The organism is Hungatella sp. L36 (assembly GCF_014288035.1).
In genome coordinates this window covers 51,792-72,311 of sequence record NZ_JACOPC010000009.1, presented here as the reverse complement: position 1 = coordinate 72,311, position 20,520 = coordinate 51,792, and the positions used below count along the sequence as shown (strand labels likewise).

Annotated in this window: 23 protein-coding genes; 19 read left to right on the top strand and 4 right to left on the bottom strand. The window is 51.5% G+C overall.

What is annotated here, in order from left to right; genetic code table 11:
- The first annotated feature begins 133 nt into the window (after positions 1–133).
- The 11 genes from H8S80_RS20185 (at position 134) to H8S80_RS20135 (ending at position 8,500) form a co-directional block, all read left to right on the top strand.
- On the top strand, positions 134–346 hold the full coding sequence (locus H8S80_RS20185; protein ID WP_002603461.1) for a FeoA family protein: 213 nt from the start codon (positions 134–136) through the stop codon (positions 344–346).
- Positions 347–361: 15 nt separating this feature from the next.
- Entirely contained in the window at positions 362–583 is a 222-nt protein-coding gene (locus tag H8S80_RS20180; RefSeq protein ID WP_025530593.1) for a FeoA family protein, read from the top strand.
- Between the two features lie 76 nt (positions 584–659).
- Positions 660–2,816 carry a ferrous iron transport protein B gene (feoB, locus tag H8S80_RS20175; protein WP_025530591.1) on the top strand — a complete coding sequence of 719 codons (2,157 nt, stop codon included), beginning with the start codon at positions 660–662 and terminating at the stop codon, positions 2,814–2,816.
- A 73-nt stretch (positions 2,817–2,889) separates the two neighbouring features.
- Positions 2,890–3,078 (top strand): FeoB-associated Cys-rich membrane protein, encoded by a 189-nt coding sequence (locus H8S80_RS20170; protein WP_002603464.1) that lies wholly within the window; start codon positions 2,890–2,892, stop codon positions 3,076–3,078.
- Between the two features lie 16 nt (positions 3,079–3,094).
- Positions 3,095–3,370, top strand: a complete 276-nt coding sequence (locus tag H8S80_RS20165; protein ID WP_002603465.1) for a transcriptional repressor — start codon at positions 3,095–3,097, stop codon at positions 3,368–3,370.
- A 42-nt stretch (positions 3,371–3,412) separates the two neighbouring features.
- A complete protein-coding gene (locus H8S80_RS20160) occupies positions 3,413–3,940 on the top strand; it encodes a metal-dependent transcriptional regulator (protein ID WP_412300056.1) in 528 nt (175 codons plus the stop codon).
- 102 nt (positions 3,941–4,042) lie between these two features.
- The gene (locus H8S80_RS20155) at positions 4,043–4,558 is read left to right on the top strand and encodes an RNA polymerase sigma factor (RefSeq protein WP_117630881.1); all 516 of its coding nucleotides are present in this window, start codon (positions 4,043–4,045) and stop codon (positions 4,556–4,558) included.
- The gene (locus H8S80_RS20150) at positions 4,548–5,579 is read left to right on the top strand and encodes a zf-HC2 domain-containing protein (protein ID WP_029466513.1); all 1,032 of its coding nucleotides are present in this window, start codon (positions 4,548–4,550) and stop codon (positions 5,577–5,579) included. The genes H8S80_RS20155 and H8S80_RS20150 overlap by 11 nt, the downstream gene beginning before the upstream one ends.
- A complete protein-coding gene (locus H8S80_RS20145; protein WP_025530587.1) occupies positions 5,551–6,255 on the top strand; it encodes a hypothetical protein in 705 nt (234 codons plus the stop codon). Before H8S80_RS20150 ends, H8S80_RS20145 begins: the two co-directional genes overlap by 29 nt.
- A 105-nt stretch (positions 6,256–6,360) precedes the next feature.
- Positions 6,361–7,542 (top strand): CobW family GTP-binding protein, encoded by a 1,182-nt coding sequence (locus tag H8S80_RS20140; RefSeq protein ID WP_117630880.1) that lies wholly within the window; start codon positions 6,361–6,363, stop codon positions 7,540–7,542.
- A 4-nt stretch (positions 7,543–7,546) separates the two neighbouring features.
- Complete coding sequence (locus H8S80_RS20135) at positions 7,547–8,500, top strand: TIGR03943 family putative permease subunit (RefSeq protein ID WP_002603471.1); 954 nt, start codon at positions 7,547–7,549, stop codon at positions 8,498–8,500.
- Positions 8,501–8,811: 311 nt separating this feature from the next.
- Here H8S80_RS20135 and H8S80_RS20130 read toward each other — a convergent pair whose 3' ends face one another.
- Positions 8,812–10,206, bottom strand: a complete 1,395-nt coding sequence (locus H8S80_RS20130; RefSeq protein ID WP_117630879.1) for a polysaccharide deacetylase family protein — start codon at positions 10,204–10,206, stop codon at positions 8,812–8,814.
- Positions 10,207–10,467: 261 nt separating this feature from the next.
- On the opposite strand from H8S80_RS20130, the gene H8S80_RS20125 reads away from it, so the two are divergent.
- Complete coding sequence (locus H8S80_RS20125; RefSeq protein ID WP_117630878.1) at positions 10,468–11,700, top strand: D-alanyl-D-alanine carboxypeptidase family protein; 1,233 nt, start codon at positions 10,468–10,470, stop codon at positions 11,698–11,700.
- Positions 11,701–11,766: 66 nt separating this feature from the next.
- Here H8S80_RS20125 and H8S80_RS20120 read toward each other — a convergent pair whose 3' ends face one another.
- Positions 11,767–13,749, bottom strand: a complete 1,983-nt coding sequence (locus H8S80_RS20120) for a sodium-translocating pyrophosphatase (protein WP_117630877.1) — start codon at positions 13,747–13,749, stop codon at positions 11,767–11,769.
- 243 nt (positions 13,750–13,992) lie between these two features.
- Between H8S80_RS20120 and H8S80_RS20115 the strand changes: the two genes are divergently transcribed.
- From H8S80_RS20115 to H8S80_RS20085, 7 genes are all read left to right on the top strand, one after another.
- Entirely contained in the window at positions 13,993–14,244 is a 252-nt protein-coding gene (locus H8S80_RS20115) for a PspC domain-containing protein (RefSeq protein ID WP_002603475.1), read from the top strand.
- 140 nt (positions 14,245–14,384) lie between these two features.
- A complete protein-coding gene (locus H8S80_RS20110; protein WP_002603476.1) occupies positions 14,385–14,705 on the top strand; it encodes a PadR family transcriptional regulator in 321 nt (106 codons plus the stop codon).
- Positions 14,702–15,430: an HAAS signaling domain-containing protein gene (locus tag H8S80_RS20105; RefSeq protein ID WP_117630876.1), complete on the top strand. Its 729-nt coding sequence runs from the start codon at positions 14,702–14,704 to the stop codon at positions 15,428–15,430. Before H8S80_RS20110 ends, H8S80_RS20105 begins: the two co-directional genes overlap by 4 nt.
- The gene (locus H8S80_RS20100) at positions 15,427–16,392 is read left to right on the top strand and encodes a DUF4097 family beta strand repeat-containing protein (protein WP_117630875.1); all 966 of its coding nucleotides are present in this window, start codon (positions 15,427–15,429) and stop codon (positions 16,390–16,392) included. Before H8S80_RS20105 ends, H8S80_RS20100 begins: the two co-directional genes overlap by 4 nt.
- 41 nt (positions 16,393–16,433) lie before the next feature.
- On the top strand, positions 16,434–16,625 hold the full coding sequence (locus H8S80_RS20095) for a PspC domain-containing protein (RefSeq protein WP_002603479.1): 192 nt from the start codon (positions 16,434–16,436) through the stop codon (positions 16,623–16,625).
- A 261-nt stretch (positions 16,626–16,886) separates the two neighbouring features.
- Positions 16,887–17,468, top strand: coding sequence for an RNA polymerase sigma factor (locus H8S80_RS20090; protein ID WP_117630874.1), 582 nt, complete (start codon positions 16,887–16,889; stop codon positions 17,466–17,468).
- Complete coding sequence (locus H8S80_RS20085) at positions 17,441–18,232, top strand: hypothetical protein (RefSeq protein WP_117630873.1); 792 nt, start codon at positions 17,441–17,443, stop codon at positions 18,230–18,232. The genes H8S80_RS20090 and H8S80_RS20085 overlap by 28 nt, the downstream gene beginning before the upstream one ends.
- Here H8S80_RS20085 and H8S80_RS20080 read toward each other — a convergent pair.
- Together H8S80_RS20080 and H8S80_RS20075 are read right to left on the bottom strand one after the other, a co-directional pair.
- Entirely contained in the window at positions 18,216–19,595 is a 1,380-nt protein-coding gene (locus H8S80_RS20080) for an ATP-binding protein (RefSeq protein ID WP_117630872.1), read from the bottom strand. The two genes, H8S80_RS20085 and H8S80_RS20080, sit on opposite strands and share 17 nt — an antisense overlap.
- Positions 19,595–20,326, bottom strand: coding sequence for a LytR/AlgR family response regulator transcription factor (locus H8S80_RS20075; protein ID WP_333490792.1), 732 nt, complete (start codon positions 20,324–20,326; stop codon positions 19,595–19,597). Before H8S80_RS20075 ends, H8S80_RS20080 begins: the two co-directional genes overlap by 1 nt.
- Positions 20,327–20,520: the final 194 nt, after the last annotated feature.

Below are 20,520 nucleotides of genomic sequence, written 5' to 3'. Positions count from 1 at the left end.
GTTGGATTTATTTTCCTTATTGAGAATTATTTTCAATAAAGTACTTGATTTTTTATTTGGATTAGCATATACTAACTACTGTAAAGAAAATGAAATTGAGAATAATTTTCAAAATTAAGCAGAGGTGGTGAATATGATGCCTTTAACCATGGTAAGAACCGGCGAAGCACAGGTAATACGTAAAATCGGCGGGAACGAAGAGACGAAACGTTTTCTGGAGAATCTTGGTTTTGTAACGGGCGCAGTGGTCACCGTGGTATCGACGATCAGCGGAAATATGATAGTCAATGTCAAGGATTCCAGAATCGCAGTGAATCAGGATATGGCAAAAAAAATTATGGTTTAGTAGGAGGAAAAGAGGATGCAGACCTTGAAGGAAATTCCATGCGGCACGACCGTAACCGTGAAGAAGTTAAACGGAGAGGGCGCAGTCAAACGCCGGATTATGGATATGGGGATCACAAAAGGCTGTTCTGTATTTGTCAGGAAGGTTGCGCCGCTCGGGGACCCGGTGGAAGTAACGGTGCGAGGGTATGAACTTTCTTTGAGAAAACAGGATGCGGAACTGATTGTGGTAGAGTAAAAGATCAGGGAAGGGCGGACGCCCTATATTTTAAGAATGAGAGTTAGAGATGGCTAACTAAAGGAGGAACAAGAGTATGGCAATCCGTATTGCACTGGCAGGTAATCCAAACTGCGGAAAAACCACCATGTTTAATAACTTAACAGGCTCCAACCAGTATGTTGGAAACTGGCCTGGAGTTACGGTTGAGAAGAAGGAAGGAAAACTGAAGGGAAAGAAAGACATCATTATCACCGACCTTCCGGGAATTTATTCCCTGTCACCGTATACACTGGAAGAGGTCGTAAGCCGTGACTATTTAATCAATGAGAGACCGGATGCGATTATTAACCTGGTGGACGCCACGAATCTGGAACGTAACTTATATTTGACGACACAGCTGCTGGAGCTGGGGATTCCGGTTGTCATCGCCCTGAACATGATGGATCTGGCGGTGAAGAGCGGCGATAAGATCGACGAGAAGAAGCTGGCGGCAGCGTTTGGCTGTGAAGTGGTTGCTACCTCCGCCTTAAAGGGCGAGGGACTGACTGAAGTGGTGGACCGTGCGGTTCGTCTGGCAAATGCCAGGACCATTCAGGTGCCGAAGCATGAGTTTTCCAGAGAGGTGGAAGGCTATCTGGCCGATATCGCAGACCTCCTTCCCAATTCCGTTCCGGACCATCTGGCGCGCTGGTACAGCATTAAGCTGTTCGAGCAGGATGAGAAGGTCCTGGGTACGACCCCGCTTTCTGCCGATTCCTCGAAGCGCATCGTGGAAATCGTGAAGGATGCCGAGAAACAGATGGATGACGATGCGGAGAGTATCATCACCAACGAGAGATACGAATACATATCGAAAATCATTACGGGCTGTTTAAAGAAGAACCGAAAGGGAATGACCGTTTCGGACAAGATTGACAGGATTGTAACGAACAGAATCCTGGCGCTTCCGATCTTCGTGGCCGTGATGTTTGTGGTCTATTACGTTTCCGTCACATCGCTCGGAACCATTGTTACCGACTTTACCAACGATACGCTGTTTGGCGCATGGATCCAGCCGGCCGTTCAGGGCTTGATGGAGACCGCAGGCGCTTCTGAATGGCTCGTTTCCCTGGTTGTGGATGGTATCATCGGAGGTCTGGCGGCTCCAATCGGATTCGCTCCTCAGATGGCGATTCTCTTCCTGTTCTTATCTGTCCTGGAGGACTGCGGATACATGGCGAGAGTTGCGTTTATCATGGACCGTATTTTCCGCAGATTCGGATTATCGGGAAAGAGCTTTATCCCGCTGCTTATCTCTTCCGGATGCGGCGTTCCGGCGATCATGGCCACTAAAACCATTGAAGATGATAAAAACCGCCGTATGACCATTATGACATCGACCTTCGTTCCCTGCGGCGCAAAGCTTCCGGTTATCGCACTGGTAGCAGGTGCGATCATGGGTGGGGCCTGGTGGATGGCACCCAGCATGTATTTCATCGGAATTGCATCGGTTATCGTATCCTGTATTATTTTAAAGAAAACGAAAATGTTTGCAGGTGATCCGTCACCGTTCGTAATTGAACTTCCGCAGTACCACGTTCCGTCAGTGAAGACCGTGCTGCTTCACGTATGGGAGCGTGTATGGAGCTTCTTAAAGAAAGCGGGAACAATCCTGTTCCTCTGCTGTATGGTGATGTGGTTCCTGGCTACGTTTGGCGTGGAAAACGGCGCCTTCGGCATGGTTGAGGATATGGAAGCTTCCTTCCTCGCGATCATCGGCACCTTCCTCGCTCCGATCTTTGCTCCTCTGGGCTTCGGCAGCTGGCAGGCGGTTGCATCCTCCCTTTCCGGATTCGTGGCAAAGGAAGGTATCGTCAGCACCATGGGTGTCCTTGCCAATATGGCGGAAGCGACGGAGACTGACGCTGCTCTGTGGCAGTACGTTATGACTGATTTCTTCCACGGAAGCGCCCTTGCAGGATTTACCTTCTTAACCTTTAACTTACTGGATTCTCCGTGTCTGGCTGCAATCAGCACCATGGCGAAGGAGATGGGAAATAAGGGCTGGACCGCGTTTGCAGTTATCTTCCAGAATGTATTTGCTTATGCGGTATGCTTAATGATCTATCAGCTGGGATCATTCGCCATGGGCGGTGGTTTCGGTATTGGAACAGCCGCTGCTGTTATTGTTCTTGCTGTAACTCTGTATCTGCTGTTCCGTCCGGCTCCGAAGGCTGACAAGAAGACAGGAGCCGTAGCGGCCAGAATTTAAGCAGATGCACAGCACCATCGTAATGACCTGGAGGACGGACTGCCAGGAGACTGAATAGAAAAGAGGGATACTTATGGTAACTTGGATAGCTGCCAATGCGGCGACAATTATGATATCACTGATATTACTCGTATTGACGGGACTTGCGATCCGTTCCGTGTATAAGAACCGGGGAACCTGCAGCTGCGGAAGCAAGAGCGGCTGCGGAGGACAATGCAGTTGCTGCCATGGCTGCGCTCCAAGCCATAAGCCGCGCTCATAACGGGGAGGTTGATAAGATGAATCAGGCTGATATCCTCGAAGAGAAACGCGCCTATGTGATTCGGGAATTAAAGAAAAACGGATGCAGAATCACAAACCAGAGACAGATTCTGATCGACGTGATTCTGCAGGACGAATGCTGCTGCTGTAAGGAAATGTATTATCAGGCACTGGAAAAGGACCCCACGATTGGAATGGCCACTGTTTACCGGATGGTGAAGACCCTGGAGGAGATCGGACTGATCCAGAGAAAGAACCTTTACCGGATAGACGGAGACAGCGCCAGCGCCTGAAGGGATCAAAAACCCGGGCAGGAGAAGAGCTGACGGTGCTCAATGAGAATAACAGGAACCGGCCGTGGTACCCGTGCAGACAGCTGCAGGGCGCCGCGGCCGGTTCCTTCGTTTTCGGAATACGGGCCAGGGGTGGACTTATGGGAAAAAATCGTATATGATAGAAACGATACACACGGGATGGAATGGGGAGGAACTGCCATGTATGAGTCCGGAGAAAATTATCTGGAGACGATCCTGCGTCTGAGAGAGAAAAATGGGACGGTGCGTTCCATCGATATCGCCCACGAACTGAATTTCAGCAAACCGAGCGTGAGCCGTGCCATCGGAATCCTGAAGGAGGACGGCTTCCTTGTGGTGGGAGCGAGGGGAGATATCGAGCTGACGAAAGAGGGGCTTGAAAAGGCGGAGAGTGTCTATGAGCGCCATAAGCTGCTGACTGCATTTTTACAGAAGGTCGCAGGGGTCGGCAGGAAGGCGGCAGAGGAAGACGCCTGCCGCATGGAACATATTATTAGTGAGGAAGTATTTTTGGGAATTAAAAGATTTATGAGCGAGCAGAGCCTGTAGGTTTCTGCTTTTCTTTATCTTTGGATGTAACTTTTTGAGAAAAACGGAGTCTATATAGGTGAAGGCGGTTTCGAGTGAAGAAAAAACAAAGGAGAGACGTCCGTGGGAGTGAGATTTGAAGAAGTTTACCAGAGGCAGAAAAACGCGGTATACGGTTACCTTTCCTATATGACGAAGGATAAAGATACGGCGGAGGATTTGGCGCAGGAGACCTTTTTGAAGGTCTATCTGGGGCTTAAGGGCTTTAAGGAGGACTGCAGTGAAAAGACGTGGTGCCTGACGATTGCGCGGAACACCTTTCTTTCCTTTGCCAGAAAGAAACAGCCGGTTCTCCTGGAAGAGGCCGACATGGAACGGCTGGGGGCCGGGTATGAGAGCGGACCGGAGGAGAAGCTTTTGAAGGAAGAGAAGGCAAAACTGATCCGGGAGGTGCTTTCTTCCTTAAATGCCGACGACAGGACGATCATCCTGCTTCGCGATTATGAAAAGATGGCGTACGCGGATATTGCCAGAGTGACAGGGCTTTCGGAAACCGTGGTAAAGGTCAGGTTTCACAGGGCCAGGCTTAAGTACCGAAGCCGGTATGAACAGAGAGGAGGTGACAGCTGTGGCATGTGATTACAGAGATCGGGTACTGGAGTATCTGCGGGGCAATACCGAGGACCCGGAAGTGGAAAAGCACCTGGAGGAATGCGGAGAATGCCGCGCGCTGGTCGAGGGGTATCTGGAGAAAGGGAAGGAGCTGGACATACCGGAGGCTGGATATGGCGGTACGGATGAGGGGCTTAAGGAGCGGGTGGTCCATTTTGAAAAAGGAACCAGGAGGATCCTGGTGTTCACCCTGGTGGGATTCGTGCTGGGCTGGTTTTCCATCACTTATTTTACGGATTCCTTTCTTGTGACAAAGGTGATTCTGGCCATCCCGTACAAGGCCAGTGAGATGCTGCACAATCTGTTTCATGCGCAGCCCTACGGCTATTACAGTGGGAACGGCATGTTTACGGAGTTCAATGAATTCTTCCCGGGAAGAGGCCTTCTTACGTTTCTGGCAGAGCGGATTACGCCGGTCATGATCGGGGGCGCTGTCTATGGCAGCCTCGCCTATTTTACCGGAGATTCGAAGATCTTTACGCTGCGGCGCTATCTGAAGTTTGCAGCCGTCTGGGCGGCTGTAGTCCTTCTGTGGACGGGGGCGCTGTTAAAGGCGGACACTGTAATGGCGGCAAAGGATGACCGTATGGAGGACGTAACCGGATTCTTTCTGGCGACCGAAATCCAGGGAAACGGCTACTATGAAGAGGATGAGCCGGGAGGGATTGACACCATTTTCCGCATTCTTCGGGATGCACTTTACCAGGACGGGAATCCCCTGGAACGCTTAAGCCCTGATGTGCGGGTGCCCGAGGATGAACTGCAGCTTCAGATTTTTCTTGGAAAATATCGGCAGGATTCCATGATCTGCGAGGTGAATCCGAAGGAGCATTATCTGGTGACGGAGCACGGTACGGTATACCGGGTGCCGGAAGAATTCTCCAGATATATGGTTCAGTACCAGGAGGACTGTTTGGAGTCCTTATATGATGAATACGACGGGGAGGAGACGATGACAGATGAAGAAACTGGCGGAATGGAGAATTAAAACGAAGAAAGACTGGATCCTTGCGTTCCTGTTTACGGCCCTGATGGTCTATGTGGTGGCGGTCCGCTTTTTTCACTGGAAGATCCTCAATTTTATGCAGAAGTTCATGCCGGATAAGATGAGTACCATGAACCTGCCGGAGGGATATGGAACGGTGCTGTTCTGCGCTTTAGGCATGGCGGTGATCACGATGGCAGTGCTTGCGCTTGAGCACCAGAAAAAGAAGTATATAGCGGCGGCGGGGCTGGCCGGATTCCTGATTGCCGACTGCGCGCTGGGCGGCTTCGTATTACACTGCCGCCTGATCGTACAGCGGGGTTATGAGGAACCGGCGGCTTCCGCCTGGATCGCCTTACGTGATGAGAATGAGAATGTGAATCTGGCGTCCGGAGACGAGACTCTGGCGCGGCTTCAGATGCTGGCATTTTCCCTGGAGAGGCAGCCGGCCGAGAGACAGGCGGAGCTAAAAAAGCTGGTGAGAGAAGGGAAGCAGGCCCGTTCGTTTGTCTGGTTCTCCTTTCCGGAGAAATATTTTCACGGATACGATCCCATATTTAATATAGAAGAAGGACTGATTTATATGGACCGCGGGGATCAAAATATGGTGTTTTACAAGGATAACGGTTTCATTGAGTGCGTAGAAGAACTGAAAAACACCATGATTGAGAAAAAATGATAAAGTACAATAAGGGTCTCCGGCTTGACTTTACAGGCGGTTTGTGACAAAATAGGTAGTTGTAGTGAATGAAAAACCTGGAAAGAAAAGAGGTCCTTAAACGATATGACAAAGATTGATATTATATCCGGCTTCCTTGGAGCCGGTAAGACGACTTTTATTAAAAAACTGCTGGAGGAGGCCATCTCCGGTGAGCAGGTGGTTTTAATTGAAAATGAGTTCGGGGAGATCGGCATCGACGGCGGATTCTTAAAGGATTCCGGAATCGAGATCCGTGAGATGAACAGCGGCTGCATCTGCTGCTCCCTGGTCGGTGATTTTGGAAAGTCCCTGGCGGAAGTGCTGACCAAGTACAAGCCGGACCGTGTGATCATCGAGCCGTCAGGCGTGGGCAAGCTTTCTGACGTCATGAAGGCGGTCAGAGACGTGGCGGCGGAGATCGAGGTTACCTTGAACAGCGCGGTTACCATCGTGGATGTGGCGAAATGCCGGATGTATATGAAGAATTTCGGCGAGTTCTTTAATAATCAGATCGAGAACGCGGGAACGGTTGTTTTAAGCCGTACCGACATTACTGCCATGGACAAGGTAAACCAGGCGGTGGAACTGATCCGTGAGAAGAATCCGAAGGCCGTGATCGTTACAACGCCATGCGGCCAGTTAAGCGGCGCCCAGCTTCTGGAAATCATCGAGAAGCCGGATACGATGGCGGAAGACTTAATGAAGGAAGTTGAGGAGCACCGTCATCACCATCACGACCATGACGGCGGGGCGTGCGGCTGCGGGCATGATGAGGAAGCGTGCGGCTGTGGCCATGACCATGAGCACCACCACCATCACGACCACGATCATGAAGCAGAGGAGTGCGGCTGCGGCCATGACCACGAGCACCACCACCATCACGACCACGATCATGAAGCAGAGGAGTGCGGCTGCGGCCACGACCACCATCATCACCATGACGGCGAGGCCTGCAGCTGCGGTCACGATCACGATCACCACCATGCGGACGAGGTATTCACCAGCTGGGGCCTTGAGAATGTTGCGGCCATGAAGAGGGAAGACTTAGACCGGATTCTGGACGAACTGGCATACGGTGACCAGTACGGCGAGGTGCTTCGCGCCAAGGGCATGGTTCCTGGAGAGAAAGAGGGAAGCTGGCTCTATTTCGACCTTGTACCGGAGCAGTATGAGATCCGTGACGGATCACCGGAATATACCGGCAAGGTATGCGTGATCGGCGCAAAGCTGAAAGAAGACGAATTAAAGAAAGCGTTTGGCAGGTGAGAAGATGGAGTACACGGATACATTAGATGACGATTTTATGCCGGTGTTTCTGATCAATGGATTTTTAGAAGCCGGTAAGACCCAGTTTCTCCAGTTCACCATGCAGCAGGATTATTTTCAGACCGATGGAAAGACCCTGCTGATCGTCTGCGAAGACGGTGATACGGAGTACGATACAGAACTGTTGAAACGCACCAAAACGGCAGGTATATTCATCGAGAGCATGGACGAGCTTACGCCGGAGCGTCTTCTGGAGCTGGAGCTTCTCTATAATCCGGAGCGCGTCTTAATTGAGTGGAACGGCATGTGGAATCAGGATGACTTACAGCTGCCGGATGACTGGCGTGTATATCAGCAGATTACCATTATTGACATGTCCACCTTTGACTTATATGTGGCTAATATGAAGCCTCTGCTGTATGCCATGATTAAGAATTCTGAACTGGTTATCTGTAACCGGTGTGACGGGATCGAAGATTTATCAGGCTACCGCAGGACCCTTAAATCCATGTGCCAGAGAGGCGAGATTGTCTTTGAGGATTCGGAGGGAGAGATCGACGAGATCGCGGACGAGGATCTGCCTTACGATATGAGTGCGGACGTGATTGCAATTTCGCCGGAGGCCTACGGCATCTGGTATATTGACTGTATGGACAGGCGGGACCGCTACGAGGGAAAGATTGTGGAATTTACGGCCATGGTATTAAAGAGCCCGGAATTTCCGAAAAATTACTTTGTCCCGGGACGTATGGCCATGACCTGCTGTGAAGCCGACATGACGTTCCTCGGATTTGTCACGAAGGCCAGAGAAGCGAAGGACTTACAGACGAAGCAGTGGGTAAAGGTCCGGGCCAGGATCGCCTACGAATTCTGGAAGGACTATGAGGGCGAAGGCCCTGTGCTCTATGCGGAGTCCGTCCAGCCGGCGGAGCCCATCCGGGACGTGGTACAGTTTTAATAAAACAAGCTTAACGGCAGTGGCGGGCGGAGAGAAATCGGTATCCCTCACTGACATGAAGTCAAGCCGCGCATCTATAAGAGGTAGTCGCACTCTGTGAAATGATCGAGCGTGGATTGAAACAACGAAACAAAGATCGGGCAGGCCGTCTCAGCGCCATATTTCCTTCGTGTGGAGTGTGCGGCCCCCGGAGGGTTTTTGTCTCATAGGACAGCTTTTCTATGAAATAAAAAAGAGCCTTGAGGCGGAACTGTCATGGTCCCGCTTCAAGGCTCTTTTGAGTTTGCAGTGTTTTGTAATGAATGATAAAGCTACATCTGTGGTACCGGTGTCGGCCTGGCCGGATCGAATACGTCCGGGACGCTGAACAAGTCGCTTAAGCTGTCCGGATAGTAATACATGCGGTAGCCATCCAGATTCCGTCTGCCCTGGCGGAAATGGTCCGGTCCCAGCTGCATCCAGTAAGGCGTGCTGGCATCCACGTTGCAGAAATATCGGAATCCCAGTGATTTTAAATAGGTAAAGCGTTCATTATCATCCGTATAAGGCTTCCAGGTCCCGATATCGCTGCCAAAGGGGTAGAGAATGATATCGGTAGGACCGATCAGGGATTCCACGTTCTTTTCCCATTTATCCGCGTCCAGCCTGAAGTGTTCCATGGAGATCGTGCCCAGGTTGCGGTGGCCCCAGCTGTGGGAAGCCAGTTCCCAGCCGTGGTCTCTCAGGCACTGTGCGACTGCGGCCGCCTGTTTGCGGTCCTCCTCGTAATTGGGATTGGTGTCCTTATAAGATTCATCTGTCCGGTATCCAAGAATTCCATTGTAGCCCGTAAATGCGATAATGGCTCTTGCGCCCTTATAAGAAAATCCCGGGTGTTCTTTAATGAAGGTTTCCAGTATGGGAACGAGATCGAAATCTCCGGTGACGACGCTTCCGTCATCCTGTTCCATCTCTGTGGTGGGATAGCCGTCTTCCCCGATCACCATGCGGGTGGCGAAGCCGTCTCCCTTCATATATTCATAGTAGCACACGTCATCCTGTGACATGACGAAGGCCTTTTTCCCTTCGGGAAGCATGATGTCGCCGTAGACGAACTTCGGATTGCCGTTTTCGTCTGTCGTCTCATAGGCGAGATCGTGGACCTTTACGAGGACGTAGCCCTTATCGTACATGGACTGCATCATCTTGATAAACTCGTCTTTCGTCGTCATCATCTGATTGTATCCGCCCTCCCGGTTGTCTCCGTCGAAAGCCTTGGAGGTATCGACGATCAGAGAGTGGAAGAACACGTGGGTGACTTCCTGGGGATTGACGCGGACCAGCCGGCTCATCTGATCCGTGTAGGCGGCGACGGCGTCTGCGGCTTCCTTCGCGGAGGCGTAGCGGCTGTCGGAGGTGATCAGATTGATGGCGCCTTCATAATCGTACTGCAGGGCCAGGCTTTCCGCCTGTGTAAGGAGATCGATCAGGCCGGTGTCCTCTGTCTCCGGCGCCGTGGTGATGACCTCCGGAGGGGATGCCTCCGCCGTGGTCTGGGTAACGGATGCCTTGATCGCCCCCAGCCCCTTGCGTTGCCGGCCCAGTATAATGCCGCCCGTGACTAAGGCGGCAACCAGTAAAATTCCTATCATAATGACAATGATATTATGTAACGTGCGGCGGCGCTTTTCCTGCTGACGCCGTTCACGGTATTCTTCCATATTCATGCGATAACCTCTTTTTCCAGTGTATTGAAGGAGCTCTGGGCGGCCGGATCAGACAGATGCTTCACAGAAAGTGACACACTGCTGTACCCGAAACCGGCCCGGATACCGGACACAGTACAAACTCCTGAATCAGTATACCATACTTTCAGACAGGATGAAATCGTATCAAGGGAAAATTAAGGAAAAATTTTTGGCAAAAAGTGGCATAGGAATGGAAATCCCACCCATACAATGAAACAAAGGATTTTATCAGGGGAAATTATGAAACGATTGTTAGCTCTTGTTTTAAGCATGCTGCTTTTCCTCTGTCCGTCTCATGCCGCGTGGGGGCAGGAGCCGGACATTGCCGTGGCGTCGGACATGGTAATCCGGTCGGAAGAGGCGAAGACTGTAAACGCCGAGGGAGGTCCATCCATACAGGCGCCCAGCGCTCTGCTGATGGAAGCTTCTACCGGACAGGTAATATACGAAAAAGATGCGGATACGAAAAGGAGTCCCGCCAGCATTACGAAAATCATGACTCTGGTCCTGATTTTTGATGCCCTGGATTCCGGAAAAATAAAAATGACCGACGAGGTGGTCACCAGCGCACATGCCAAGTCCATGGGCGGCTCCCAGGTTTTCCTGGAAGAGGGGGAGACCCAGACGGTGGAAACCATGATCAAATGCATCGTGGTGGCCTCAGGAAACGACGCTTCCGTGGCCATGGCGGAATACATAGCTGGAACAGAGGAAGAATTTGTGAAAATGATGAACGAGAGGGCGGCCGGACTTGGCATGACCAACACCCATTTTGAGGACTGCTGCGGCCTGACCGATTCGCCTACCCATGTGACGACGGCCAGAGACATCGCCCTCATGTCGAGAGAACTGATCAACAAGTATCCCCAGATCCATAATTACTCCACCATCTGGATGGAGAACATCACCCACGTGACGAAACAGGGAACGAAGGAGTTTGGTCTCTCCAACACGAATAAGCTGTTAAAAATGGCGACCAACTTCAATGTGACCGGTTTGAAGACGGGTTCTACGTCTCTGGCTAAATACTGTCTGTCGGCGACCGCAGAAAAAGACGGTGTCCGCCTGATCGCTTCCATTATGGCGGCTCCTGATTACAAGGCCAGATTTGCAGACGCCCAGACGCTGCTGAACTACGGCTACGCAAACTGCCGCCTGTACGAGGATAAGGAGATGCTTCCGCTTCCGGAGCTGGTGGTGGATAACGGCGTCGTGGACAGCGTCCCCTTAAAATACGGCGGCACCTTCTCCTATCTGAGCTTAAACGGGGAAGACCTGGCTGCCATAGAGAAGGAACTGGTACTGCCGGAATCCATAGCGGCGCCGGTGGAGGAAGGCCAGAGCGTGGGCGTGATCAAATACAGCCTGGCGGGAAAGAAGCTGGGAGAGGTTCCGGTACTCACGGCTGGAGCGGTGAAGGAAGCCGGGTTCATGGATTACTTTAAGAGAGTGCTGGCGGGATTCGCAGTTTGACAGCGCGGCGCCGGAAAGAAAACGAAAAACGGGAGGAAAAGCGTCTCATGCTTTTCCTCCCGTTTTTTATAGAAGACCTCCAAACTGTAAGAACAGCGGAGCGAATACCAGGGATACAATGGTCATCAGCTTGATCAGGATATTGATAGATGGTCCCGACGTATCCTTGAACGGATCGCCTACCGTGTCGCCGACGACAGCCGCCTTGTGCGCGGAGCTGCCCTTTCCGCCGTGGTTGCCTGTCTCGATGTATTTCTTCGCGTTATCCCAGGCGCCGCCTGCGTTGGACATGAAGATGGCGGTGAGAACACCGGTCACCAGGGCTCCGGTCAGGAGTCCGCCCAGGGCTTCCGGCCCGAGAATCAGCCCGACGGCCAGAGGGACGAGCACGGCCATGAGGCCGGGAAGAAACATTTCGCGGAGCGCGGCAGTGGTGGAGATGGATACGCAGGAGGCGTAGTCCGGCCGGTCGGTCCCTTCCAGGATGCCCGGCTTCTCGTGGAACTGCCTGCGCACTTCCTCGATCATCTGGTGGGCCGCCTTCGACACGGATTCCATGGTCATGGAAGAGAAGAGGAAGGTGAGCATTCCGCCGATGAACAGTCCGACGATCACATGAGCATTTAAAATATCAATCGTTTTTAAATTGACTGCTTCCGCATAGGAGACGAACAGGGCCAGGGCGGTTAGGGCGGCGGAACCGATGGCAAAGCCCTTTCCGATCGCTGCCGTGGTGTTGCCGACAGAGTCCAGCTTGTCGGTGATTTCGCGGACCGAATCATCGAGACCGGCCATCTCCGCGATGCCGCCGGCGTTATCTGCGATAGGACCGTATGCGTCGATGGCGACGGTAATGCCGGTGGTGGAAAGCATGCCGACCGCGGCCAGGGCGATTCCGTAGAGGCCCATCAGGCGGAAGGAGACGAGAATGCCGATGCAGACCAGCAGGATCGGAATCGCGGTGGACTGCATACCAACGGCAATTCCGCTGATCACGGTGGTAGCGGACCCGGTCTCAGACTGTTTGGCAATCTTTTTCACAAAACGATAGTCGCCGGAGGTGTAGATCTCCGTGACGAATCCGATCATAACGCCCACAAGGAGTCCGGCGATGATGGCAAAGGCGGCGTTGAAGCTGCCGAAATATATGTAGCTTAAGAGGAAGGAGGCGGCCACGACCAGGGCTGTGGCGCTGTACTCTCCGCTCTTTAACGCACGGTGCGGATTGGAATTGTTGCCGGCTCTCACGATCAGGGCTCCGATGATGGACGCCACGACTCCACAGGCGGAGAGCAGCAGCGGGAAGATGACACCCGCTTCCTGGTAGAATACGACACCCAGCGTCAGAGCTGAGATCAGGGATCCTACATACGACTCGAACAAGTCAGCCCCCATACCGGCCACGTCGCCCACGTTATCGCCTACGTTGTCTGCGATGACGGCCGGGTTCCGGGGATCATCCTCAGGAATTCCGGCTTCCACCTTGCCGACTAAATCGGCGCCCACATCGGCCGCCTTGGTGTAGATTCCGCCGCCCACACGGGCGAATAAGGCGATGGAGGAGGCGCCGAGGCTGAAGCCTGCAAGCACTTCCACATCCTTTGTAATAAGGAAAAGCGTTCCGACACCGAGAAGTCCCAGTCCGACGACGGCCATACCCATAACACTTCCGCCGGAAAACGCCACGGATAAGGCCCGGCTCATACCGGAGGTCCTTGCGGCGTTGGCGGTACGGCAGTTGGCGCGGATCGCCGCGCTCATGCCCAGATAACCGGCGATGGTGGAGAAGGCGCTGCCCACCAGGAAGCAGACGGCCGTAGTCCAGCTTCTCGTACCAAAGCCGATCACGACGAAGAGGATAGCGACAAAGATGATGAGGACACGGTATTCCGCGGTCATAAATGCCCTTGCACCTTCCGCGATCGCGTCCGCAATCTCGCGCATCCGGTCATTTCCCGGGTCCTGCTTAATCACGTGAAGACGCAGAAAGATGGCGAACAAAAGGCCGATCAGGCCGATAACGGGTACAGACAGTATCATTTTTTCCATAATAACCCTCCCAATTTTCATGATATTTGTGCAAATTGATACCTGTGTAAACCATTGTAGCAGATAAACTGCGAGAATACAACAAAAAGTTTTAGATAACCTAAAAATAATTTAGAATAATTTATTCTGCAATTTAGTTGACAAACAATATTATACGATATATAATATAACCATACTATACAAGATATAATATAGAACACAAAATAATATTATACTAAACAATAAGAGAAAGGTCGAGTGAGTATGGAGACGAAACGTTTATACCGATCAGTAAAGAATAAGGTGATTTGCGGCGTGTGCGGCGGCATCGGAGAGTATTTTAATGTGGACCCGGTTATTATAAGGCTTATATGGGTAATTCTGATGTTCTTCCAGCCATGGCGTCATATGTTCCATTCGTTTGCGGGATTTTCCCTCATCGGCGGCAGCTTGGTCGTTTATTTCATCGCGGCAGTGATCATACCGCGGGCACCCTCAGATGACGGAAGCCGTTAAAGGCCGTTCGGGAGTTACTGTTCACGGCCAGTATCCCGCGAGGTGTTTTTGCCGTTTCTGTGCATTGCGAAGCGTGTTGCTGGTCACGGAGTGAACAGTAACGTTCGGATCTGACTGAATGAGAAGATAGGAGTGGGAATATGGTTTTTAACACAGGTGCAGCCCTCCTTGACGCGATCGTACTGGCGGTTGTGTCAAAGGAACAGGAAGGGACTTACGGATATAAAATCACACAGGATGTGAGGAGTGTCATCGACATTTCGGAATCGACCCTTTACCCGGTGCTTCGCAGGCTTCAGAAGGAAGAGTGCCTGGAAGTCTACGATATGGCTATCGACGGCAGAAACCGCAGATATTATAAGATTACGGAAAAGGGCAGAGTACAGCTGAATTTGTACAAAGGTGAGTGGGCAGGCTACTCCCGGAAGATATCTCAAATCTTTGAGGAGGCATTAATATGAACAGGGAAGAGTTTATGAAGGAGCTGGAATATCTGCTTTCCGATATTCCGGATGAAGATAAGGCGGAGGCCATCGGCTACTACAGAGATTATCTGGAGGAAGCCGGAGATGAGAATGAGGAAGTGGCTATCAAGGAATTTGGAAGCCCGGAGCGCATCGCGGCGATTATCCGTTCCGATCTGTCCGGGCATTTGGAAGACGGCGGAGAGTTCACGGAGAAAGGGTATCAGGATGAACGGTTCCGCGACCCGAATTACCAGGTGGCGAAGCGGTATGACCTGCCGGACGCTGTGGAAGGACAGAAGACAGAGGAACATGAGGAAAAGAGAGAGAATCAGCCGAGAACCAACCGGACAGTGAAGATCATCCTGTGGATTATCTTAATCATTGTGGCGTCTCCGGTCCTGTTTGGAATCGGTGGCGGGATGGTCGGGATGTTCGGCGGCCTCTTCGGACTGCTGGTAGCGGCTGTAGTGCTCGTGGGCGTCCTTACCGGAGTGCTGTTTATCTGTGGGATTGCACTGCTCATAGTGGGCATCGTGTCGATGGTGATTCATCCCTTAAGCGGGATACTGGTTATCGGAATTTCCGTACTGACGCTGGGATTTGCCTTTGCATGTCTGGCTTTATGCGGAGTGTTTTACGGTAAGTTTCTGCCGTTTCTGTTCCGGTCGATTGTGAACGGAATCAGTGGTTTACTCTATGGAAGGAGGAGTCGCTCATGAAGAATTTTACGAAGGCATGCCTGATAGCAGGCGGCGTCTGCATTCTGATCGGAGGTGGGATTACCACTGTGGCGGCCGCCATGGGCGGCAGACTGTCGGATGTGTCTGCTTACCATTACAGCTGGCTCGGCCATGATATCGCCGACGGCATTACCCGTGACATCAGGTCGGGGATGGACGATTTAAGCCGCGACCTGTCGGATAATTTCGACGACAGCTTTGACGAGCTGGGCCGCGAATTTGATGATATCGGCCGCAGCATCCATGACAGACTGGATGATGGGGAATTAAACGAGAGTACATTTTCTGAGATCTACGCCAGGAAGCTGGATCTGGAGGTTCGAAGAGGAAAGGCCGTTATAGTATATGATGCTCCGGCGGATAAGATTGTTGTCTCCAGTGAGGAAGATATGGCGCGCTGGAATGTCTACAGCGAAGAGGATGAACTGAAGGTAACGGTTGGGTCCAAATCCTGGGATTCCCATGATTATAAAGATACGGTGATCTATATCCACGTTCCGGCAGATTACCGTTTCGAGGAGGTCGAACTGAAGGTCAAGGCCCCGAGTAACAACAAGATAATCAACAGCGATGATGGTCCTGCCATTGTGGCGGAGGGCTTGAAGGCCGGCAAGATAGAGATCGATGCATCTGTCGGCGCAGTAAGAGTGACCGGAGCCGACACGGGAAAGCTGGAGGTTGATTCCGATGTGGGAGCTGTGCAGTTTGAAGGATCGGTAGACGGCGATGTGGACACGGAATGCAGCGTCGGCGCTGTTAAACTCGACCTGGCGGGAGCGAAGGCAGACTTTAACTACGAGATCAAGTGCAAGGTAGGCAGCATTACTGTTGGCGGCGAGGGCTTTTCCGGTCTGTCCAGGGAAAGAAAGATCAATAACGGGGCAGCCAAAAAGATGGAACTGGACTGCAACACAGGCGCGATTGAAGTTAAATTTCACTAATTCAATGGAAAACATAGAGAGAACAGAGAGGAGATTCGAAGATGGATGACAGAGAGACAAGAAGATTATATCGTTCTGATACAGATAAGATGATTTGCGGCGTATGCGGAGGAATCGGTGAGTATTTTAACGTTGACGCCACGCTGATCCGGCTCTTATGGGCGGTGCTGGCCTGTTCCGGCACGGGCGTCGTGGCCTATTTCATCGCGGCGATCATTATTCCCCGCAGATAGGAATTACGCGGATACGATTACCATTCTGGCTCCGGCTGCTTTTGCGGCCCGGAGCTTTTTTTCATTTCATAGGAACGTTCGTCCCATGATATAAAAACCCTCCGGGGGATGCGCACTCCGCGTTAAAGAAATATGGCCGCTGAAGCGGCCGCGCTCCGGCACGAGAGTCCGGCTTGCCGGACTCTTTATCCTAAAATGAACCATTTTATCCCCTGGAGGCTCTTATATACAGGTGCACCAAAAACGGAAGGGAGAGAAGCGATGAACGAAACTGAAATCGTAATACAGATGCAGCAGGGTAAGGAAGAGGCGTTTGACCTCCTGTTTGATACGTATAAGAATAAAGCGTTTCGGCTGGCGTATCTTATTTCCGGCAGTTACACAGACAGTGAGGATATTGTTCAGGAGGCATTTGTAACATGCTATGTGAACAGGGAGCAGTTGAAGGAACCCGCCTGTTTTTCGAAATGGCTGTATCAGATCATCACGAGGTCGGCATGGCGGTACTGCAGGAAGCGGAAAAAGGAACAGCCGGTGGAGGAGGTCTTTGACGAGTTTAAGGAAGACCCGTCCGAGGCGCCCTGCGAACAGGTGATCCGGCAGGAAGAAAAGGACCGGGTCTATGAGGCCGTATGCGCCCTGGACAGAAAGCAGAAGACCGTGGTCATCTTTTATTACTATCAGCAGCTGACGACGAGAGAGATCGCGGATATTCTGGGCTGTATGGAAGGAACGGTTAAATCGCGGCTTCATACGGCCAGGAAAAAACTTTCAAAGGCTCTTGAAGACATGGGATGGCAAGAGGAGGAGAAAATATGGATGAAAAAAAACTGGATTCTCTGATCACGGATACACTTGTTGAGAGGGCAGAGCGCCTTTCTGTATCTCCTGAAGTAAAGCAGCTTGTGAGACAGAAAATTTCTGAGGGAAAAAAGGAGAAAACGAATATGAAACATCGGATCAGCGGAAAAATAGTAATTCTGGCGGCGGCCCTGTGCCTGCTTGGAACCATGGGTGCGGTGGCGGCAGGAAGGGCAGCTGGACTTGTCAGCCATTCCAATGGGAACGATCCGGTCTATGGAAGCTACGGGGAACTGAGAAGTAATGTGAAGCAGGATCTGGGATATTCCGTAAAAACGGTGGAGTCGCTGGGAGAAGGATGGGATTTCCGGAGGGCTTCCATTGGGAGCGTGCAGGCTCAGGATGAGACGGGAAATGTGATCGGCACGTATCTGAACCTGAAGGTCTGTTACGGCGCCTCTAAGAAGGAGGAGGTCAGCCTGATCGTCAGACGGCCGGGAAGCCTTGTCAGCGAAGATGTGAGGCAGCCTGACGCGGCAGGGGAACACGAGGGAATCGAACTCCGCTATTACTGTGACAGGTACAAATTCCTTCCGGTTGGAACCGAGATATCAGAGGAAGACAGGCTGGCCGAGGAACGGGGAGAACTGTTCCTTTCCTATGGGTCCGATCAGACAGAGATAAACGATTACTATACCGTATCGTGGAAGGACGATGGAATCAGCTACTCCATCATGTCCTTGGATCGGAGCTTTACTGCAGATGAGATGTTTGCAATGGCGGCGGAAGTCATTGATGGGAAATAATCGTAGTTTCCCTGTCTGCCGCAGCGCCTGACGGTTCGGGGTTCAGCAGGACGGAAGTCTCAAAGACGCCGTCTTCATACCGGAACCGGGCGATGCCGTGGTACTGGTCTGCGATGTGGCGTACAGACATGGTACCGATGCCTTCCCCGGCGTGATGGGAGGAGAGGAAGACTCCGTTCTCTTCCCGGATCTCCCCGGAGTAGGAGTTGACCACAGACAGTGTGACCATGGAGCGGCCCGCCATTCCCAGCTTCATGCGGATAAAGCGTTCCCCTTCCGTCTGTTGGAGGCATGCATCCACGGCATTGGACAGTAAATTCCCCAGTATGGTGCAGAAGTCTACCTCGGGAACTGTCAGAAGAGAGGGAAGCTGGATCTCGATGGAGACGGCAACCCCGCTGCTGACGGCTGTGTTTTCATAATAGCTGATGATGGAATTGACCGCATGATTGTCACAGTACTGTTTCAGGGCGTAGCTGTCGGTCTGCTTTAAAAACTCTTCAATGTAGCGGAGGCATCCCTCATAGTCCCGGCGCTCGGCGTATCCCCGCATGGCCAGCAGATGGTGGCGGAGATCGTGACGGGCCTTCCGGGTTCCCTCAATGTTGTCCTGCAGAAGGCTGTACTGCTTCTTCTCCATCTCTGTCAGCAGTTCGGCGGTGTGAAGCTTTTCCCGCAGAACGATGTTCTGGGAAGTCTCCGACAGCAGCCGGAAGATGCAGAGCTGGCAGAAAAACATACCCGGATACCAGACCAGGGGAAACAGCAGCATGGAATTCTTATTTCCGGTCTCAATGGCGGTATAGTACGGATTGAAGCCGAGCCGGTAGAGAAAGAAAAAGGACACGGGAATAATCCATAAATAGTTCCAGATATTCATGCTTTTTGTGCTGGCGATGGCCGGATGGATACACACCTTGAAGAAGTGGTAGAGTACCGGTACGAGGAGAATATAGACGGTCAGACGGCACAAAAAAACGGTGGCGGTCTGGCTGCCGGAAAAGGAAGCTGAATGCCAGATCACACTCACCAGGTCGGAGATCATATTGGTTCCATCCAGATAGTTGCGCGCCGCAAACACCATGAAGATGGTGACGAATATACTTTCGCGAAAAAGCCAGGACAGAAAGAGGATGATAACTGCCAGACAGTAGATGGAATATAAGGTCTTAAATGAGTCTCCGCCCCCAAACAGGGGGCGGAGCAGAAAGTAAGAACCGGTCGTAACAAAGAATAAAAGAACCAGAATAAAAAAGCTCCGTACGCCGTTTACCCGTAAACGGCCCCGGAAGAACAGCAGGATACAGAAAATAATCGTCAAAAGTTCGAGCCCGACGGATAAGACGGAAAAAGGGAACTCCATTATACGCCTCCGCTCAGCCGCAGAAACTGATAGTCCGCGTAGCGCTGGTGAATTTCCTGACGGTTCTTCCGCGTAATCGGCACCCGCTCATCGGTATCCATGATAAAGTCATTCTTTTCTAAAGAAATCACCCGGTCCATGTTGACGATGCAGTTTCTGTAACAGCAGAGAAACTGGGGATAACAGAGAAGATAGGGTGAAAATGTCTCAAATTTCATGTAGGAACGGATCGTTCTCGTTTTGGTGTGAATCTGAATATAGTGATTAAAGTAATCTGTAAATATAATATCATCGAGCCGGATCTTAATCATGGTCCGGCTTTCCTTGACTTCTATGTACCGCGCGTGGCTGCGCATGGACCGTTCGCAGTATTTTAACGTGTCTTTAAATTTCTCATAGGAAAAGGGCTTTACAAGATAATCAGAAACCCGCAGTTCAAATCCCCTGACCGCAAAGTCACTGCTGTTGGTAGTAAAGACCATCAGGCAGTCCGCATCGCTGTTTCTTACCTTCTCCGCGATCTCCAGTCCATTTATTCCATCTAAAAAAATGTCGATAAAAAGCAGATCATAAGCCCCCGGCCTCCAGCATTCCATAAACTGTTCACCGTTTTCAAATAGGTCGACCTGCCTGTATATGGGATTTCCTGAATAATATTCCTTAATATAGCCGGATAACTGTTCCCTCTGTGCTGAAGAGTCATCTATGACTGCAATACGCAATGTTATCACTCTCCTTCGTTCATATAGCATACCTTTAAAATTATATCATATTATCGACAGACCTGCTGGAAATTTTGGGTAAAAACAGGGTAAATACAGTAAACTATGGTATATTTTGGTAAAATGTGTCATTGGTGCTGTCGAAAACTGGCACACAGAGCCGCCGCCCCATCCTGCAAATCAGAAAACCCTCCGGTCTGGAT

Bases quoted from the DNA above. Each gene is read 5' to 3' on its own strand.
- H8S80_RS20185 (WP_002603461.1), top strand. From the start codon at position 134: ATGATGCCTTTAACCATGGTAAGAACCGGCGAAGCACAGGTAATACGT.
- H8S80_RS20180 (WP_025530593.1), top strand. From the start codon at position 362: ATGCAGACCTTGAAGGAAATTCCATGCGGCACGACCGTAACCGTGAAG.
- feoB (WP_025530591.1), top strand. From the start codon at position 660: ATGGCAATCCGTATTGCACTGGCAGGTAATCCAAACTGCGGAAAAACC.
- H8S80_RS20170 (WP_002603464.1), top strand. From the start codon at position 2,890: ATGGTAACTTGGATAGCTGCCAATGCGGCGACAATTATGATATCACTG.
- H8S80_RS20165 (WP_002603465.1), top strand. From the start codon at position 3,095: ATGAATCAGGCTGATATCCTCGAAGAGAAACGCGCCTATGTGATTCGG.
- H8S80_RS20160 (WP_412300056.1), top strand. From the start codon at position 3,413: ATGAGAATAACAGGAACCGGCCGTGGTACCCGTGCAGACAGCTGCAGG.
- H8S80_RS20145 (WP_025530587.1), top strand. From the start codon at position 5,551: ATGAAGAAACTGGCGGAATGGAGAATTAAAACGAAGAAAGACTGGATC.
- H8S80_RS20140 (WP_117630880.1), top strand. From the start codon at position 6,361: ATGACAAAGATTGATATTATATCCGGCTTCCTTGGAGCCGGTAAGACG.
- H8S80_RS20135 (WP_002603471.1), top strand. From the start codon at position 7,547: ATGGAGTACACGGATACATTAGATGACGATTTTATGCCGGTGTTTCTG.
- H8S80_RS20130 (WP_117630879.1), bottom strand. From the start codon at position 10,206: ATGAATATGGAAGAATACCGTGAACGGCGTCAGCAGGAAAAGCGCCGC.
- H8S80_RS20125 (WP_117630878.1), top strand. From the start codon at position 10,468: ATGAAACGATTGTTAGCTCTTGTTTTAAGCATGCTGCTTTTCCTCTGT.
- H8S80_RS20120 (WP_117630877.1), bottom strand. From the start codon at position 13,749: ATGGAAAAAATGATACTGTCTGTACCCGTTATCGGCCTGATCGGCCTT.
- H8S80_RS20115 (WP_002603475.1), top strand. From the start codon at position 13,993: ATGGAGACGAAACGTTTATACCGATCAGTAAAGAATAAGGTGATTTGC.
- H8S80_RS20110 (WP_002603476.1), top strand. From the start codon at position 14,385: ATGGTTTTTAACACAGGTGCAGCCCTCCTTGACGCGATCGTACTGGCG.
- H8S80_RS20105 (WP_117630876.1), top strand. From the start codon at position 14,702: ATGAACAGGGAAGAGTTTATGAAGGAGCTGGAATATCTGCTTTCCGAT.
- H8S80_RS20100 (WP_117630875.1), top strand. From the start codon at position 15,427: ATGAAGAATTTTACGAAGGCATGCCTGATAGCAGGCGGCGTCTGCATT.
- H8S80_RS20095 (WP_002603479.1), top strand. From the start codon at position 16,434: ATGGATGACAGAGAGACAAGAAGATTATATCGTTCTGATACAGATAAG.
- H8S80_RS20090 (WP_117630874.1), top strand. From the start codon at position 16,887: ATGAACGAAACTGAAATCGTAATACAGATGCAGCAGGGTAAGGAAGAG.
- H8S80_RS20085 (WP_117630873.1), top strand. From the start codon at position 17,441: ATGGATGAAAAAAAACTGGATTCTCTGATCACGGATACACTTGTTGAG.
- H8S80_RS20080 (WP_117630872.1), bottom strand. From the start codon at position 19,595: ATGGAGTTCCCTTTTTCCGTCTTATCCGTCGGGCTCGAACTTTTGACG.